This window comes from Neisseria weaveri (assembly GCF_900638685.1).
Taxonomy (GTDB): domain Bacteria; phylum Pseudomonadota; class Gammaproteobacteria; order Burkholderiales; family Neisseriaceae; genus Neisseria; species Neisseria weaveri.
In genome coordinates, this window is sequence record NZ_LR134533.1 from 836,096 (window position 1) to 851,813 (window position 15,718).

10 protein-coding genes and 1 pseudogene are annotated in these 15,718 nt (G+C 47.4%); 3 read left to right on the forward strand and 8 right to left on the reverse strand.

Annotation, left to right across the window (positions count from 1 at the left end):
- Window positions 1-96: 96 nt before the first annotated feature.
- The 3 genes and pseudogenes from ccsB to EL309_RS04120 all read right to left on the reverse strand — a co-directional run bounded on the left by ccsB (window position 97) and on the right by EL309_RS04120 (window position 4,118).
- Entirely contained in the window at window positions 97-1,290 is a 1,194-nt protein-coding gene (ccsB, locus tag EL309_RS04110) for a c-type cytochrome biogenesis protein CcsB (RefSeq protein ID WP_004282596.1), read from the reverse strand.
- Window positions 1,286-3,236: pseudogene (locus EL309_RS04115) on the reverse strand (cytochrome c biogenesis protein ResB); the annotation flags it as partial. The pseudogene EL309_RS04115 and the gene ccsB, both read right to left, overlap by 5 nt.
- 258 nt (window positions 3,237-3,494) lie before the next feature.
- Window positions 3,495-4,118: a c-type cytochrome gene (locus tag EL309_RS04120; protein WP_004282594.1), complete on the reverse strand. Its 624-nt coding sequence runs from the start codon at window positions 4,116-4,118 to the stop codon at window positions 3,495-3,497.
- 146 nt (window positions 4,119-4,264) lie between these two features.
- Here EL309_RS04120 and yihA point away from each other — a divergent pair, with 146 nt between their 5' ends.
- The gene (gene yihA / locus EL309_RS04125) at window positions 4,265-4,912 is read left to right on the forward strand and encodes a ribosome biogenesis GTP-binding protein YihA/YsxC (protein WP_004282593.1); all 648 of its coding nucleotides are present in this window, start codon (window positions 4,265-4,267) and stop codon (window positions 4,910-4,912) included.
- Between the two features lie 98 nt (window positions 4,913-5,010).
- On the opposite strand, the gene EL309_RS04130 is transcribed toward yihA, so the two are convergent.
- Window positions 5,011-5,634 (reverse strand): methyltransferase family protein, encoded by a 624-nt coding sequence (locus EL309_RS04130; RefSeq protein WP_004282592.1) that lies wholly within the window; start codon window positions 5,632-5,634, stop codon window positions 5,011-5,013.
- A gap of 179 nt (window positions 5,635-5,813) precedes the next feature.
- Between EL309_RS04130 and EL309_RS04135 the strand changes: the two genes are divergently transcribed.
- Window positions 5,814-6,683 (forward strand): lipid A biosynthesis lauroyl acyltransferase, encoded by an 870-nt coding sequence (locus EL309_RS04135; protein WP_004282591.1) that lies wholly within the window; start codon window positions 5,814-5,816, stop codon window positions 6,681-6,683.
- A 451-nt stretch (window positions 6,684-7,134) separates the two neighbouring features.
- A complete protein-coding gene (locus tag EL309_RS04140) occupies window positions 7,135-8,733 on the forward strand; it encodes an isocitrate lyase (protein WP_004282590.1) in 1,599 nt (532 codons plus the stop codon).
- Between the two features lie 423 nt (window positions 8,734-9,156).
- On the opposite strand, the gene rmuC is transcribed toward EL309_RS04140, so the two are convergent.
- The 4 genes from rmuC to EL309_RS04160 all read right to left on the reverse strand — a co-directional run bounded on the left by rmuC (window position 9,157) and on the right by EL309_RS04160 (window position 15,633).
- Window positions 9,157-10,761: a DNA recombination protein RmuC gene (gene rmuC / locus EL309_RS04145; protein WP_004282589.1), complete on the reverse strand. Its 1,605-nt coding sequence runs from the start codon at window positions 10,759-10,761 to the stop codon at window positions 9,157-9,159.
- 182 nt (window positions 10,762-10,943) lie between these two features.
- Window positions 10,944-12,203, reverse strand: coding sequence for an NRAMP family divalent metal transporter (locus tag EL309_RS04150; RefSeq protein WP_004282588.1), 1,260 nt, complete (start codon window positions 12,201-12,203; stop codon window positions 10,944-10,946).
- 167 nt (window positions 12,204-12,370) lie between these two features.
- Complete coding sequence (locus EL309_RS04155) at window positions 12,371-15,196, reverse strand: valine--tRNA ligase (RefSeq protein WP_004282587.1); 2,826 nt, start codon at window positions 15,194-15,196, stop codon at window positions 12,371-12,373.
- Between the two features lie 140 nt (window positions 15,197-15,336).
- Entirely contained in the window at window positions 15,337-15,633 is a 297-nt protein-coding gene (locus EL309_RS04160; protein WP_004282586.1) for a helix-turn-helix domain-containing protein, read from the reverse strand.
- Window positions 15,634-15,718 lie beyond the last annotated feature (85 nt).

Genomic DNA, 15,718 nt, shown 5'->3' on the forward strand with positions numbered 1-15,718 from the left:
GTTTAACAGCTTGCAAAATTTTTCGCAAAATTGCCGCAGCATAATTTGAGGCCGTCTGAAAATTTTCAGACGGCCTCAAAAATCAATAATCAATAATCAAAGTTCGCCGTAGGAATGCAATCCGCTTAAGAACATATTGACGCCAATGAATGCAAAAGCCGTGATAAACAAACCGATGATCGCCCACCAAGCCAAAACTTTACCGCGCCAACCGGCAACCAAACGCAAATGCAGCCATACTGCATAATTCAGCCAAACGATAAACGCCCAAGTTTCTTTCGGATCCCAGCTCCAATAACGTCCCCAAGCATCCGCCGCCCACAATGCACCCAAAATCGTTGCAATGGTGAAAAACAGGAAACCGACTGCAATGGCTTTATACATGACCTCTTCGATGGTTTGAGAATCAGGCAGCCAAGATTTCTTACCGGCCGATTCACTGCGGATTGCCCACAACTCCGCCACACCCAGCATAGCGGCCATACAAAATGCGCCGTATCCGATAAAGTTGGCCGGAACATGTATCTTCATCCACCAAGACTGCAACGCCGGAATCAAGGGCTGAATCGTATGCGCATCTCGGGATACGCTGTACCACAGCACAAACGATACCACCACGACCATAAACGAAAAGACAAATCCGCCCAGCTTCTGCATGGCAAACTTTCCTTCGTAATACAGATACATCAAAGCGGTAATCACCAAAAACAAAATAAATACTTCATAAAGGTTTGAAACCGGAATATGGCCCGCATCGGGACGAAGCAGATAACTTTCATGCCAACGGACCAGCAAACCGGTAAAGCCTGCCAAGGCTCCCACCCAAGCCAACGCCGTACCCATGCCCAACAAAGTATTGGTTTCAGCCTGCTGTTTCTTCGCAATTACAGCACCGGCAATATAGCAAAACCATGCAAAGAAAACCGTTGCACATTGCCACATGATTGCCGACTGACTGCTTAAGAAATATTTCAGGAAAAAAGTATCCGAACGGGCAATATCTCCGGCATACAACTTTACTGCTCCGTAAGCCAACGCCATGCTGCCCAAAATAAACCATCTCATCGGCTTGAAAAACCAACCCAACCAAACGGCAATCAGCAAACTGCCCCATAAAATGGCCACTTCGTAGCCATCCATATGGTGCCCTGTAAAATTCTGAACGAATACGGCAACAGCAACCAAAACCGCTGCATACAGCCAGTCAGCCGCCATTAGGCTCTGCCAAAACGAACGGCCGTTTAATAATTCGTGGTTCTCGATACTTAAATGATTTTTTTGGGTAGTCATGGTTTCAAGTCCTTTGCCAACTTAGCCAACCGTTGGACATGCTCGGGAAATTCTTTTTGTACGTCGCGCTCGTTACGTGCCGCAGACATTGAGAAGCGTATTTTACCGTCATCAAACAATAGCCACGCCCGTTTTTCTCGAATATAAAACATAAAGATCGTTCCCAACACCAGCAAAACCGATCCTATATATACCAAAGCGGCACCGGGAGAACGAGTCATCTGCAATCCTGACGAACGGACTTCTTTAAATCCGTCCAACTGCAACAACACGGGCGCAGGATATTCGGTCAATCCCGTGTAGGCATCCATACCGTTAATCAAAAAACGCGCCCTTTGTTCGTCTGCAGGCCAGGCAGATAAACCGTATTTGGCAATTGCCTCATCCAAAGCCGTATTCATCGCACCGTATAAAATTTGGTAGAAATAGCCCTGCATTTTTTCCTGTTCGTCTGCCGGAATATTTTTTTCCATAAAATCATTGAGCGCCAAATAGCCGCCTTTGGCAAAAATAGCCAACGTATTTTCAGCACCGAGCCTGAACTGGCTGCGGATATTTTCAGACATGCCGACTGTAGATTTCTCCACTACTTTTTTGCGCGCGGATTCATCACCCAATAATTCACGCAAAGCCATGAAAGTTTCGATTTTACCCTGTTTGTCGGCAGGAATACGCAACCAACGATACTGCTGATCCAAGCCTTTGCGGGTGCCGGTAATGAAAAAATAATCTTCTTCCTGCTTCAACGGCAACATATAGTTTTTATACTCGACCGCCTGCCCTGCCTTATCGCGTATCCGGTAAACAATGGACGGGCCGATATTGGTAAAGGATTTGTCTTTCTTAACTTCACGGACATCTTTGATTTTATTCTGCAACGACTGTGCCGATTTATCTTCCGGCTCCGAAAAGTCTTCTACGTTCATTGCTGTAAATTGGTCAAACTCCAATTTATACTGGTGCTCGCCTAAATTTAACGGGAATTCACGCATAGACACAGCGTCTAAAGAAGCATGTTGCCGGCTGTTATTACCCAAATTCCAAGCTTTAAACCTCAAATCGGAACCGCCGTCTGCAAAGCTGGCCTGATAAATCGTGATACCGTGTAGGGTCAAAGGATGGTTAACACGGATGGTTTTTTCGATTTTTTCGCCGGTTTGTTTGTCGGTTACTTCCAAATCACTGGCAAAATCTTTCGGCATGCCCGTATTATAAAAATCAATATGGAATTTTTTCAGCTTAACCTCAAACGGCAAATCCTGAATCAACATACCCTTATCGGCATTCAAAAATACCACATCTGCACTTTGTCCCTCGGTTACATTCACATTACCCCTAAACGAGATATTGTTACTGCCCAAGGTACTTTCCGGCTTAAAGTCTCTGGCATAAAGAGACTGATTATCCGGCACGATTTTTCCGGTCAAAATGCCGAGTTTCAACAAAATATTACTGTCAATCAAGCCACCCAAGCAGATGACAATCAAAGCAGCATGGGCAAAAATATAGCCCCATTTGTTCATCGCACCTTTTTTTGCCGCAACCAATACGGAACCGTCTTCCCGTGCTACCAACTTGCTGCTGAAACCTTGCGCGTTTAGATAACGCTGGGCAATCTCGGGAGTAATCTCATGCTCCAGCATTGCCGTATGACGCATTGCAGCCAAAGACTTTTTACCGGCATTAATACGGTAAGATTTCATTTCCCGCCAAAACGGGGGAATATTACGAATCAGACACAAACTTGTAGAAACCACCAGAAACAGCATGATGACCACAAACCAACCCGACGCATAAACATCAAACAAACCGAGAAAACCGAATATTTCCGTCCAAAACGGACCAAACTTAACGATATAGCTCGCCTGCGGTTGGTTTTGCTGAAGCACCGTCCCGATAACGGAAGCAACTCCGAGTAAACTTAACAAAGCCACTGCAAAACGCATCGAGCTCAAAAAAGCAAACCACGGTCGGCGGGTCAGAGATACAGGTTTTTTTAACTGATTCATAATATGTAGATTTTATACAACAACCGCCCCAACAGGCATTGGTTTTATTCAATAGTAATTATAGACGCGCTTAATGCATCTATATGTCATACCCAACTTCGAAAACGACCATCCAGCCTAAATCAGTATTAAAGGCCGTCTGAAAAACCAATATTTTCAGACGGCCTTCATTAAATCGACTGATACCGTTAGGCTTTAATGCAAGCCTTGAATGAAGTTGGCTACGGCATCAACTTCTTCGTCAGACATGCGCTTGGCGATATCCACCATGATAGTATGGGTACGTTGGCCGTTTTTATAAGCCTTCATCTGATCAACAATATAAGCTTTGTGCTGGCCGCCTACGCGCGGATAAGCCACGATATCCGTGCCTCCGCCCGGAATACCGGCTCCGTTCGGTCCGTGGCAAGACATACATGCCGGGATTTTCTTCTCGGCAATACCGCCGCGGAAGATTTTCGCACCCAATTCAGGATTGTCTTTGGGATTGGTCTCACCCGGTTTCGGGAATTGTTTGGCATAGAATGCAGCCACATCAACGATATCCTGATCGGTCAGATTGGCAACCATCGGTGCCATTGCCGCCGATGCGCCTGTCGTACGCTTACCGTCCTTAATGGCAACGGTTTGCTGATAGATATATTTGGCATGTTGCGCAGACAATTTCGGATACATAGCGATACCGCTGTTACCGTCTGCGGCATGGCAAGATGCGCAAACGGTCGTTGCAATTTCTTTGCCTCTGGCCAAATCTGCCTTGGGTGCTGCATATGCTGCGCCTGCTGCTACAGCCAATGCCAACAAGGTGAAACGTTTCATGGATGTGCTCCTGATTACATTGCATTGCACAATTGCCTGCAATGCCCTTTTTCCTATACTCAATGCCGGATATTTTTACGCTCCGGCTAAACCGATAATTCTACAAACGTGATATTCTATACCAAACTCACATAATTTTACTACACATGAACCTATTTCAAAACGCAAAATTCTTTACCACGGTCAATCATTTGAAAGATTTACCCGATACTCCGGCCGAAATTGCTTTTGTCGGCCGAAGCAATGCAGGCAAATCCAGTGCAATCAACACATTGACCAATCATGTCCGCCTGGCTTACGTTTCAAAAACACCGGGCAGAACGCAGCATATCAACTTCTTCGAACTGACCAACGGCAGCTTTATGGTCGACCTGCCCGGTTACGGCTATGCCCAAGTACCGGAAGCCGTCCGCACACATTGGGTCAAACTGCTTGGTGACTATTTACAGCAACGCGCCCAACTGATCGGCTTGGTTTTGATTATGGACGCACGTCATCCGCTTAAAAATCTGGATATCCAAATGCTGGACTTTTTCCATATAACGGGAAGACCGGTTCATATTTTGCTGTCTAAAGCAGATAAATTATCCAAAAACGAGCAGATTAAAACTTTGAGTACCGTCAAGAAAATGCTGAAACCTTATATGGAACGCCAAAAAATCAGCGTACAGCTTTTCTCCAGCCTGAAAAAACAGGGCATTGAAGAAGTCAACGAAGTAGTCGGAAAATGGTTTGCAGAGCATGCCGAAATTGCCCGTTCCAACCTAATTGAATCACCCGATATCGAAGCATAAATTATCCGAAATCAAATATTAAGGCCGTCTGAAAATTTTCAGACGGCCTCTTTGGCTATGCAAACAATTAAAAAGAATCGACCTTATCGGCAAACCATTCAACGCCGACATCCCGGCATAACAACCAATCTAGGCGTTAAAGCCTGATAAGATCGGTATTGCCCGCCATACCGCTCCTCTAAAAATGCCTCTTCCAAACGGATCTGAATCTGTATTAATACATAAGCAACAACCGCCAAACAGAAGCTCAAAGCGTTCGGCAAAATCAAAAACAGCCCCGCCATAGTCATAATCATGCCTAGAAAAATCGGATTTCTGCTCAACGAAAACACCCCTCGTGTTACCAATTCCGACATGCTGTCCCGATCAATACCGATCCGCCAACTGTCGCCCATTTGATATTGGCTGACAACAATCCAAACCAAAGCCGTATGAACCATAATCAAGCCCAAAACAGTCCACACACCGGAAGTAAAATACGCAATAGGAATTAAATACCGATAGCCCTCTTCTCCGAAAACAAACAACAAAACCATCCCGGCTGACAAAACCAATATACACTTCATCACCCTACCGATGTAATTATGCGCCGTATCAGCCTGATCAAAAGTAATCGGATTGATTCCCGTCCTCCGATACAGCCGATAAGCCGGCCACAAAAAAACCACCAAAAAATACACTGTCAGATACAAAAGCAAATAGATTTTCAACCCTTTCTCCATTTTCTTCCCCTTAACTTTCCACTGCCCGTCTCAACATAAACAAACCGGAATAAAAAATAAGACAGCTAACAGCCGTCAAGTTCCATTTCACTCAAAACACCCCCGTCTTTTTTCAGACGGCCTCATATTTATCTTATAATGCACCCATTTCCCAACTCAGGCCGTCTGAAACTCCATTTATGAAATTCGCCTTTTTTATTCTTTACCTTATCCAACTGCTGCCGTTCAAAATAATACAGAAGCTGGCAGATTGGGTCGGCATTCTTGCATACCACACCGTATTACCGCGCAGACATGTCGGCGAGGTCAACCTGCGCAAATGCTATCCCGAATGGACGGAACAACAAAGAACAGCCGTCTTAAAACAGCATTTCAAACACATGGCCAAACTCATGCTCGAATACGGTCTCTACTGGTATGCTCCGGCAGAACGGTTAAGAAAATTCGTCCGCTATCAAGATAAATGCCATCTCGACAACGCGCTGGCAAACGGAGATAAAGTCATCATTCTCTATCCGCACTTCGCCGCATTTGAAATGGCTGTTTACACACTGAATCAAGACACCCCTTTAATCAGTATGTATTCCCACCAAAAAAACAAAAATCTCGACGAACAGATCTTAAAAGGCCGCCACCGTTACAACAACGTCTTCCTGATCGGGCGCAACGAAGGCTTACGCAGCATTATCAAACAACTGCGTAAAAACAACGCACCCTTTCTCTATTTACCCGACCAAGACTTCGGCAGGCAAGAATCTATTTTTGTCGATTTTTTCAACATCCCCACCGCAACCACTTCCGGCCTGGGCCGCATTGCCGCCATGACAGGCGCAAAAATCGTTCCCGCCATCCCGATTCGAAATTCAGACGGCCATGTTACCCTACGCTTCTACCCGGCATGGAACGACTTCCCCAGCGATGATATTGAAGCCGATACCCGACGCATGAACCGGTTTATCGAAGAGCGTATACGCGAACACCCCGAGCAATATTTTTGGCTGCACAAACGGTTTAAAACCCGACCGGAAGGCGAAAGCGGTTTCTACTAACGCTGACTACAACAAACTACAATCCAAACTCAAGCAGGCCGTCTGAAAAACGGCCTGATTTTTTAAAAAACAAATGAAAAATCAATTTCGATTGATAATATCTTAAAAATTAATTTTATTTAATTTCAATATTTTAAAATCAAACCAATAAAAGCCATCTGAAATTTAGAACCAAGATTGTTGACAATAAATAGCGTAAAACACCTATTTGCCAAACTAAAAATTGCTTATTCGTTTATATTTAATCAAAAAATTCCAAAAAACAGCTTTTGCACAACTATCCGACAACCCTTATATAAATCAGAACCTTGTATCTCAGGGGTTGGCAAGGATGGCAAAAGGGAGTAAATTTTAGATTACACCAAATTACAGAGAAATTAACGCCGGAGCGTGTTAAACAGTCTCTGTTTGGTTATCCAAAAATCAAGCGAGAACAAAGGAGTAGCAATAAATGGCAAATTACCAAAACGAGATTAAAGTTGCAGACGAGCTGAAACAGAAAAACGGCAACGGCTGGCACAACATCACCCCCGAATATGTTGCCCGCATGCGTTTGCAAAACCGCTTCAAAACAGGCTTGGACATCGCAAAATACACTGCCGCTATTATGCGTAAAGACATGGCCGAATACGATGCCGACCACGGCAAATACACCCAATCGCTGGGCTGCTGGCACGGTTTCGTTGCTCAACAAAAATTAATTTCCATCAAAAAACACCAAAAAACCACCGACAAACGCTATTTATACCTCTCAGGCTGGATGGTTGCCGGCTTGCGTTCCAAATTCGGCCCGCTGCCCGACCAATCTATGCACGAAAAAACTTCCGTGCCTGAGTTGATCGAAGAAATCTACACCTTCCTGCGCCAAGCCGACGCCCGCGAGCTGGACTTGCTGTTTACCGCGCTGGATGATGCCAACAAAGCCGGCGATTCTGCCAAAGCCAAAGAAATCCAAAACCAAATCGACAACTACGAAACTCACGTTGTGCCGATTATTGCCGATATCGATGCCGGTTTCGGTAACGCAGAAGCCACTTACCTGTTGGCGAAAAAACTGATTGAAGCCGGTGCTTGCTGTATCCAAATCGAAAACCAAGTATCCGACGAGAAACAATGTGGTCACCAAGACGGTAAAGTAACCGTACCGCACTCTGATTTCTTGGCGAAAATCAATGCCGTACGCTACGCATTTTTGGAGCTGGGCGTTGACGACGGCGTAATCGTTGCCCGTACCGACTCTTTGGGCGCCGGTCTGACCAAACAAATCGCGTTCTCTGCCGAAAAAGGCGACTTGGGCGACCAATACAACAGCTTCTTGGACGGCGAAGAAATCACCGACCTGAGCCAAGTGAAACCCGGCGACGTGATCGTGAACACCAACGGCAAAACCATCAAGCCGACCCGCTTGGCCAGCAACCTGTTCCAATTCCGCAAAGGCACCGGTATCGACCGCGTAGTGTTGGATTGTATTACCTCTCTGCAAAACGGTGCCGATCTGCTGTGGATTGAAACCGAAAAACCGCACGTCGGCCAAATCAAAGAGATGATGGACAAAATCCGTGCCGTTATCCCGAACGCCAAGCTGGTGTACAACAACAGCCCGTCGTTCAACTGGACGCTGAACTTCCGTCAACAAGTGTTCGACGCTTGGAAAGAAGCCGGTAAAGACGTGTCTGCTTACGACCGCGACAAGCTGATGAGCGCCGATTACGACGATACCGATTTGGCTAAAGAAGCTGATGAGAAAATCCGCACCTTCCAACGTGATGCTTCACGCGAAGCCGGTATTTTCCACCACCTCATCACTCTGCCGACTTACCACACTGCCGCCTTGTCTACCGACACGCTGGCAAAAGGCTACTTCGCCGACGAAGGTATGCTGGCTTATGTGAAGAACGTTCAACGTCAAGAAATCCGCAACGGCATCGCATGTGTGAAACACCAAAACATGGCCGGTTCGGACATTGGCGACAACCACAAAGAATACTTTGCCGGTGAAGCTGCGTTGAAAGCAGGTGGTAAAGACAACACCATGAATCAATTCTCTTAATATCAGAATCGTTTCAGACGGCCTGCTGCAGCAATAGGCCGTCTGAAACAAAGCAAATCCCCAAATCCAAAACGATTAACCGGATTTGCTTAACTCCTTTACTTGTGCAGAGTTGAGCTGCATAGGTAGAGACAGGCGAAAGCCTGTATTGTTTGTGAAGCGTAAATCTCTGATTTGAGGTATTTGGGCAATCCTTTCCGGATTGCCCTTTTTTTCATAATGCTTATTCCGATTCATTTTTCTCTCCACTGTTATTCTGACAGTAAACATCTCCCAAACGCTTACCATAAAAGCCGAACCACCCTGATACGGCAACTGCTACGACTGCATACAATACTAAGCATGACCGAATAAAAAAAAACCGGGAATATCCCGGTTTCTCAGTATTTTTCAGACGGCCTTGTTTAATGCAAAACGATAACGCTATTCCTGTTCGTCCAACATGAGCTGTTCTTCCGGCTGCAATGCTTGGGCAGCAAGATTTTTATCCAATTGCTTACTGGCTTTAACACCCAATTTTCTCAGTTTTTCCGCACGGTTAATCAGATTGCCCCGGCCTTCATAAAGCTGCCGGTAAGCCTGTTGGAAATACACTTGAGCTTGGTCGATATTTTTACCGACACTTTCCAAAGTCGTCACAAAACCGACAAATTTGTCATACAGTTTGCCGCCTTCATCAGCAATTGCCAAAGCATTCTGATTTTGCTGCTCGTTGCGCCAAATATTAGCCACTGTACGCAAAGTCGCCAACAATGTACTCGGGCCGACCAGCATAATCCGCTTGTCGAAGCATTCCTGAAACAGCCCGTTGTCGTGCTGCAAGGCCAATAAATAAGCAGGCTCGACCGGAATAAACATAAAGACGAAATCCAAAGTATTCACGCCTTCCAAACTGCTGTATTCCTTCAGCGACAGCCCTTTGATATGCGTACGGATACTGGTGATATGGGCGGCCAGTTCTTTTTCGGCTTCTTCACGGCTTTGAGCCTGCGTATAGCGCACATAAGCATTCAAAGATACTTTGGAGTCGATCACAATCTGCTTGTTATCCGGCAGATTGACCAACACATCCGGCTGCAAACGCCGCGTACTGCCGTCTTCCTCCTTACGGACTGACGCAGCCTGAACGACATATTCGCGGCCTTTGGCCAAGCCCGAATTTTCCAACACGGTTTCCAAAATCATCTCGCCCCAGTTGCCCTGCGCCTTATTCTGCACGCCGACCAAAGCATCGGTCAGCGCTTTCGCATCCGTATGCAACTGGTTGTTCAAGGATTGCAGGCGCTTCAATTCGTTTTCCAAAGTTACCCGCTCTTTGGATTCTTTTTCATAAGTATTTTGTACCAGCTGGCTAAACTGCCCCATACGTTCGTGTAAAGGTGTCAGCAATTGGTTCAAGCTCTGCGCATTCTGTTCTGAAAAACGTTTGCTTTTTTCTTCCAAAATATTGTTGGCCAGATTTTGAAACTGCTCGCCCAAACTTTGACGCGCCTCCGCCAACAAAGTCAGTTTTTCTTCACCGGCCAAACGCTCCTGTTCCAACTGCGTATGCAGCCGCTCATTTCGCACCTGAACATCAGCCAAACGCTGCTGCAAATCCTGATAATCATTTTTCAGACGGCCATATTCATCTTCTTGAACCGACAAATGATCAATATGTTGGCGCGCGGCAGCCAGGCTGCTTTGCACTTCCTGAATTCGTGCCTGCAACGATTCCGCATGCTGACGGCTGCTTTGCAATTCTTCCCGTAAAGGGTGAATTTGCAGATTCAAAGTTTCGGCCGCCGCTAAACTTTGCTGGGTCAATTGCAAAGTTTCGCGCAATGCCGTCAAAGCCGTTTCCGCTTCGTATTGTTCCTGTTCTGCAAAACGGCACTGCTGTGTTTTCTCCGCCAACTCTGTCGCCAAAGCGGCTTGCTCTGCCTGATAACGGTTTCTCGACAACAACCAAGTCAGCAATATACTCAATAAAGAAGCAGCCAATACCGCAGCTGCCCAAATCATCTGTTCGCGCCCCATAATATCCATTGTATCCACTGTCATTAACGACGGTACTATATCACGATTCACACCCTATTTATCCGCTGTTTACCACCTTATTAGCCCTATCCGCTTATTTACGGAAAACCCGAAATCATTCATTATCCCGATACCTTTTCCCCTAATAAAAAAGGCCGTCTGAATTTTCAGACGGCCTTTTACACTTTTGCTTACACACCTAAAACACCGGCCAGTTGCAGCAAAAACAAGACGGCAAATCCGGCCAGATAAATCAAACCCAACCAAGAAAACAATATCAGCAAACCGCCGATTTTATGTTCGGCTTTACGCGCCAACACCAAGTTCAACCATGCGAAAACCGGCGTAGTTAAGAAGGCGGTAATCATAGCAAACTTCAACATCGGCGCCAGCGAACCCTTGAAAAACAGGATCACAATCATACCTGCCACACAACCGATCACAATCCATACGTTCAAAGCACGGGTACTGTAACTGTCTTCCTTCATCAACAGACGGAAAGCCTCGGTATTCGCACGGGAATAGCCGTCCACCGCCGTCAAAGTCGTGCCGAACATACAGGCGAATGCAATAAACGCCACCAGCCAACGCGACCACTCGCCAATCGTACGGGCATACATTTCAATCAACTGGGCAATGTAAGCCGGCCCGGCCAATTTTACTTCCTCACCCGTGCCGAACTGCACCAAAGCACCCAAGGCCAAGAAAATCACCGCCAACACCGCCGAACCGACATAGCCGATATGAAAGTCCAGCAAACCGTCGCTATAAGAAACATTATCCAACTTACGCTTCACCGACACCCATAACGAATTAATCGCAGAAAACTCAATCGGAGCAGGCATCCAGCCCATCAAAGCAATAATGAAACCCAGTGCGGCCATATTCCAAGGCGACGGCTCGATAAAATCCGGTGCACGGGTTGCACCACCGTTTCCCGCGGCAATGGCCACCGCCAATACGGTTGCCACCGTCAAAGCCACCATCACAATTTTAGACACAACGTCCAAAGCATGATACTTACCTGCCAACAACACCAGCAACGTCACAGCCAATACCACCCCGGCCAGCAAATTAATCGGCACTCCCGGCAGCATAAAGCTAAGGATAACCGCCGTAATCAAGGCCACACCGGCAATATTCACCACCGTAGCAAACAAGTTCAATACAAAAAACGCCCAAAGATAAAACGGATGTTTATCCCGATAACCTTCCAACAAACTTTTGCCCGTGTCCAACGTATATTGGGCACCGAAACGGAAAAAAGGATATTTGAACAAATTTACCAAAATAATGATAACGGCCAACTGCCAACCATAAATCGCACCAGCCTGTGTAGAGGCAATGATATGCGAGCCGCCGACAGCTGCCGATGCCATTAACACACCCGGCCCGATGGCGCGGAGTTTAGACTGCCAAGTTGATTGAGAATGAGATACTGCTTCAGACATTTTAGACTCTCTGCTTCCATTAAAAGACTATTTGTCCAAATTATATAGACACAATTTAACCTTGCCTATCTTTTTTTAAAAAAATGTCTAAAAAAGTCTATTATGCTTAACAAAAAGCAAGAGGCCGTCTGAAAAATTTCAGACGGCCTCTTATTAAACACCGATTTTTATTTCAACTTAGCCAGTTGCGCTTGTACTTTCGCCATTTTGTCTTCCAACTCGGCCAGCTCCGCGCGGTCTTTTTCGACCAGATGCGCAGGGGCTTTGTCGGTGTAGCCGGGTTTGCTGAGTTTGGCGTTGAGTTTGTCCAACGCTTTTTGCAGCTTCTCGGCTTCTTTGTTCAGGCGGGCGGTTTCGGCGGCTTTGTCGATTTCCACTTTCAACATCAGACGCGCATTTTGGCAGACGGCCACCGGCGCATCTTCGCTTTCGGGCAGTTTGTCGACCAACTTGGCTTCGGTCAAACGCGCCATCATCGGCACATATTTCAGCAAGGCTTCCAAATCTTTGCCGCCTTCCACAAACAACGGTGCTTTCACGCTCGGTGCCAAGCCCATTTCGCCGCGCAGATTGCGCACCGCGCCGATTAAGTCTTGCAGTGCGGCCATTTTTTCAAACGCGGCAGGCACGATTTTTTCGTTGTCGGCAACCGGCCAAGCGGCCATCATGATGCTGTCGGTTTTCTTGGCGTTTGCCAGCGGCGCAACGGCCTGCCACAGCTCTTCGGTAATGAACGGCATAATCGGGTGCATCAGGCGCAGCACCACTTCCAACACGCGCACCAAAGTGCGGCGGGTGGCGCGCTGGGTGGATTCGCAGCCGGTTTGCAGCTGCACTTTCGCCAGCTCGATATACCAGTCGCAATACTCGTTCCACACAAATTCATACAGCGTTTGCGCCGCCAAATCAAAGCGGTAGGTATCGAATGCTTCGACAACGGCGGCCTCGGTTTGTTGCAGGCGGCCAATAATCCATTGGTCGACAAAGCTGTACGCCAGCGGCAGGGTTTCGTCTTGGCCGCAGTCTTTCTCTTCGGTGTTCATCAACACGAAGTTGGTGGCATTCCACAGCTTGTTGCAGAAATTGCGGTAGCCTTCGGCGCGTTTGAAATCGAAGTTGATGCTGCGGCCGAGGCTGGCGTAGCTCGCCATCGTGAAGCGCAGCGCGTCGGTACCAAACACGGGAATGCCTTCGGGGAACAGCTTTTCGGTGGCTTTTTTCACGTGCGGCGCTTTTTCGGGGCGGCGCAGGCCGGTGGTGCGTTTGACCAGCAGGCTTTCGAGATCGATACCGTCGATTAAGTCGACGGGGTCAATCACGTTGCCTTCGGACTTCGACATTTTCTTGCCTTCGTGATCGCGCACCATGCCGTGGATATACACGTCTTTAAACGGCACTTTGCCGGTGAAGTGGGTGGTCATCATAATCATGCGCGCCACCCAGAAGAAGATGATTTCGTAGCCGGTTACCAATACGTTGCTCGGCAAGAAGGCGTTCAATTCTTCGGTTTCAGACGGCCAGCCCAAAGTGGAGAACGGCACCAGCGCAGACGAGAACCAAGTGTCCAGCACGTCTTCGTCGCGGGTTAAACCGCTTGTGCCTGCCAATTTTTCCGCCTCTTCCTGATTGCGGGCAACGTAAACGCGGCCGTCTGAATCGTACCAAGCGGGAATTTGATGGCCCCACCACAGTTGGCGCGAAATACACCAGTCTTGGATATTGTTCATCCATTGGTTGTAGGTATTGACCCAGTTTTCGGGGATAAACTTCACTTGGCCGGAATCTACGGCGTGTTTGGCTTTTTCGGCCAAGCTCATGCCGGCAAACTCGCCAGCCGGTTCACCGCCTTCGGGCTTCGCGCTCATGGCAACAAACCATTGGCTGGTCAGCATCGGCTCGATTACGCTGCCCGTGCGGTCGCCTTTCGGGGTCATTAAGGTGTGCGGTTTCACTTCCACCAACAAACCTTGCGCTTCCAAATCGGCGACGATTTGCTTGCGGGCGGCGAAGCGGTCCAATCCTGCGTAGGCTTCAGGCAAAGCAATGCCTGTCTGAACCTCGCCTTTGTAGTTGAACACTTCGGTTTGGCTTAAAACTTTCGCTTCCAAATCAAATACATTGATTAAAGCCGTATCGTGGCGTTTACCGACTTCGTAGTCATTGAAATCGTGTGCGGGCGTAATCTTCACGCAGCCGGTGCCGAAATCTTTTTCTACATATTCGTCGGCAATAATCGGAATGCGGCGGTTCGCCAACGGCAGCAGCAATGCTTTGCCGATTAAGTGGGCATAGCGTTCGTCTTCGGGATGCACCGCCACCGCCACATCGCCCAATAAGGTTTCGGGGCGGGTAGTGGCAACGATAAGGCCGTCTGAAGGATTGTCGGCCAACGGATAGCGGATATGCCACATGCTGCCTTGCTCTTCCACGCTTTCCACCTCAAGGTCGGAAACGGCGGTGCCGAGCACGGGATCCCAGTTTACCAAGCGTTTGCCACGGTAAATCAAGCCCTGCTCAAACAGGCGCACGAACACTTCGGTAACCACTTCGGCGCGGGTGTCATCCATCGTGAAATATTCGCGGCTCCAGTCGGCAGAGCAGCCCATGCGGCGCATTTGTTCGGTAATCGTGCCGCCGGAAACATTTTTCCACTCCCACACTTTTTTCAAAAATCCTTCGCGACCCAAATCGTGGCGCGAAACACCCTGCTCGGCCAACTGCCGCTCCACCACAATCTGCGTGGCGATACCGGCGTGGTCGGTGCCGGGAATCCAGCAGGTGTTGCGGCCTTTCATGCGGTAATAACGCGTGAGGCCGTCCATAATCGTTTGGTTGAAGGCATGCCCCATGTGCAGGGTGCCGGTAACGTTGGGCGGGGGAAGCTGGATGGAGAACGATTCTGCTGCGGCCATATCCGGCTGGAAATAGCCTTGCGATTGCCAGTTTTGATAATGTTTGGCTTCGATTTCGGCGGGATTATATTTGTCTAGCATGATATATCAATGAGCTGTAATTTGAATGGATGGGATTATAACGCAAATAGCCGTCTGAAACCTACGGCATTCAGACGGCCAATACTTCACTAAAAATAAGAAGACGGCTTTTCTTTCAGAAAAACCCGTTAACCCCGATATTATTTGTTTGTTGCTTCTTCTTTAGCTTCGTTTTTCAGTTCTGCGTACAAATCGGGATGACGTTGTTTCAACAATGATGCAACAATCAGGTCTTCCCGGCTGACTTTGGATAAATCGATTTGCTCGATATGAACCAAACGCAACAGTTCGCGAACCGGTTTCGGCATATTCCGACCCGACTCATAACGCGAACCGCCGGACTGGGTTACACCGATTTTGCTCCAGAAATCCATTTGGTTTAAACCCAACTGCTTTCTGATTTCCCGGATATTTTCAATTTTATCAAACGTTTTCATTTTTAGTTCCCCTTACAAAATATAAAATTTAAGTTAGTTATGTATTAAATATTCCAGATAGGAAATTTAATATCGTTGACATTAT

Excerpts from the sequence above, each read along its gene's own strand:
- rmuC (WP_004282589.1), bottom strand. The coding sequence starts at position 10,761 with ATGGATATTATGGGGCGCGAACAGATGATTTGGGCAGCTGCGGTATTG.
- EL309_RS04140 (WP_004282590.1), top strand. The coding sequence starts at position 7,135 with ATGGCAAATTACCAAAACGAGATTAAAGTTGCAGACGAGCTGAAACAG.
- EL309_RS04155 (WP_004282587.1), bottom strand. The coding sequence starts at position 15,196 with ATGCTAGACAAATATAATCCCGCCGAAATCGAAGCCAAACATTATCAA.
- EL309_RS04135 (WP_004282591.1), top strand. The coding sequence starts at position 5,814 with ATGAAATTCGCCTTTTTTATTCTTTACCTTATCCAACTGCTGCCGTTC.
- yihA (WP_004282593.1), top strand. The coding sequence starts at position 4,265 with ATGAACCTATTTCAAAACGCAAAATTCTTTACCACGGTCAATCATTTG.
- EL309_RS04120 (WP_004282594.1), bottom strand. The coding sequence starts at position 4,118 with ATGAAACGTTTCACCTTGTTGGCATTGGCTGTAGCAGCAGGCGCAGCA.
- EL309_RS04160 (WP_004282586.1), bottom strand. The coding sequence starts at position 15,633 with ATGAAAACGTTTGATAAAATTGAAAATATCCGGGAAATCAGAAAGCAG.
- ccsB (WP_004282596.1), bottom strand. The coding sequence starts at position 1,290 with ATGACTACCCAAAAAAATCATTTAAGTATCGAGAACCACGAATTATTA.
- EL309_RS04130 (WP_004282592.1), bottom strand. The coding sequence starts at position 5,634 with ATGGAGAAAGGGTTGAAAATCTATTTGCTTTTGTATCTGACAGTGTAT.
- EL309_RS04150 (WP_004282588.1), bottom strand. The coding sequence starts at position 12,203 with ATGTCTGAAGCAGTATCTCATTCTCAATCAACTTGGCAGTCTAAACTC.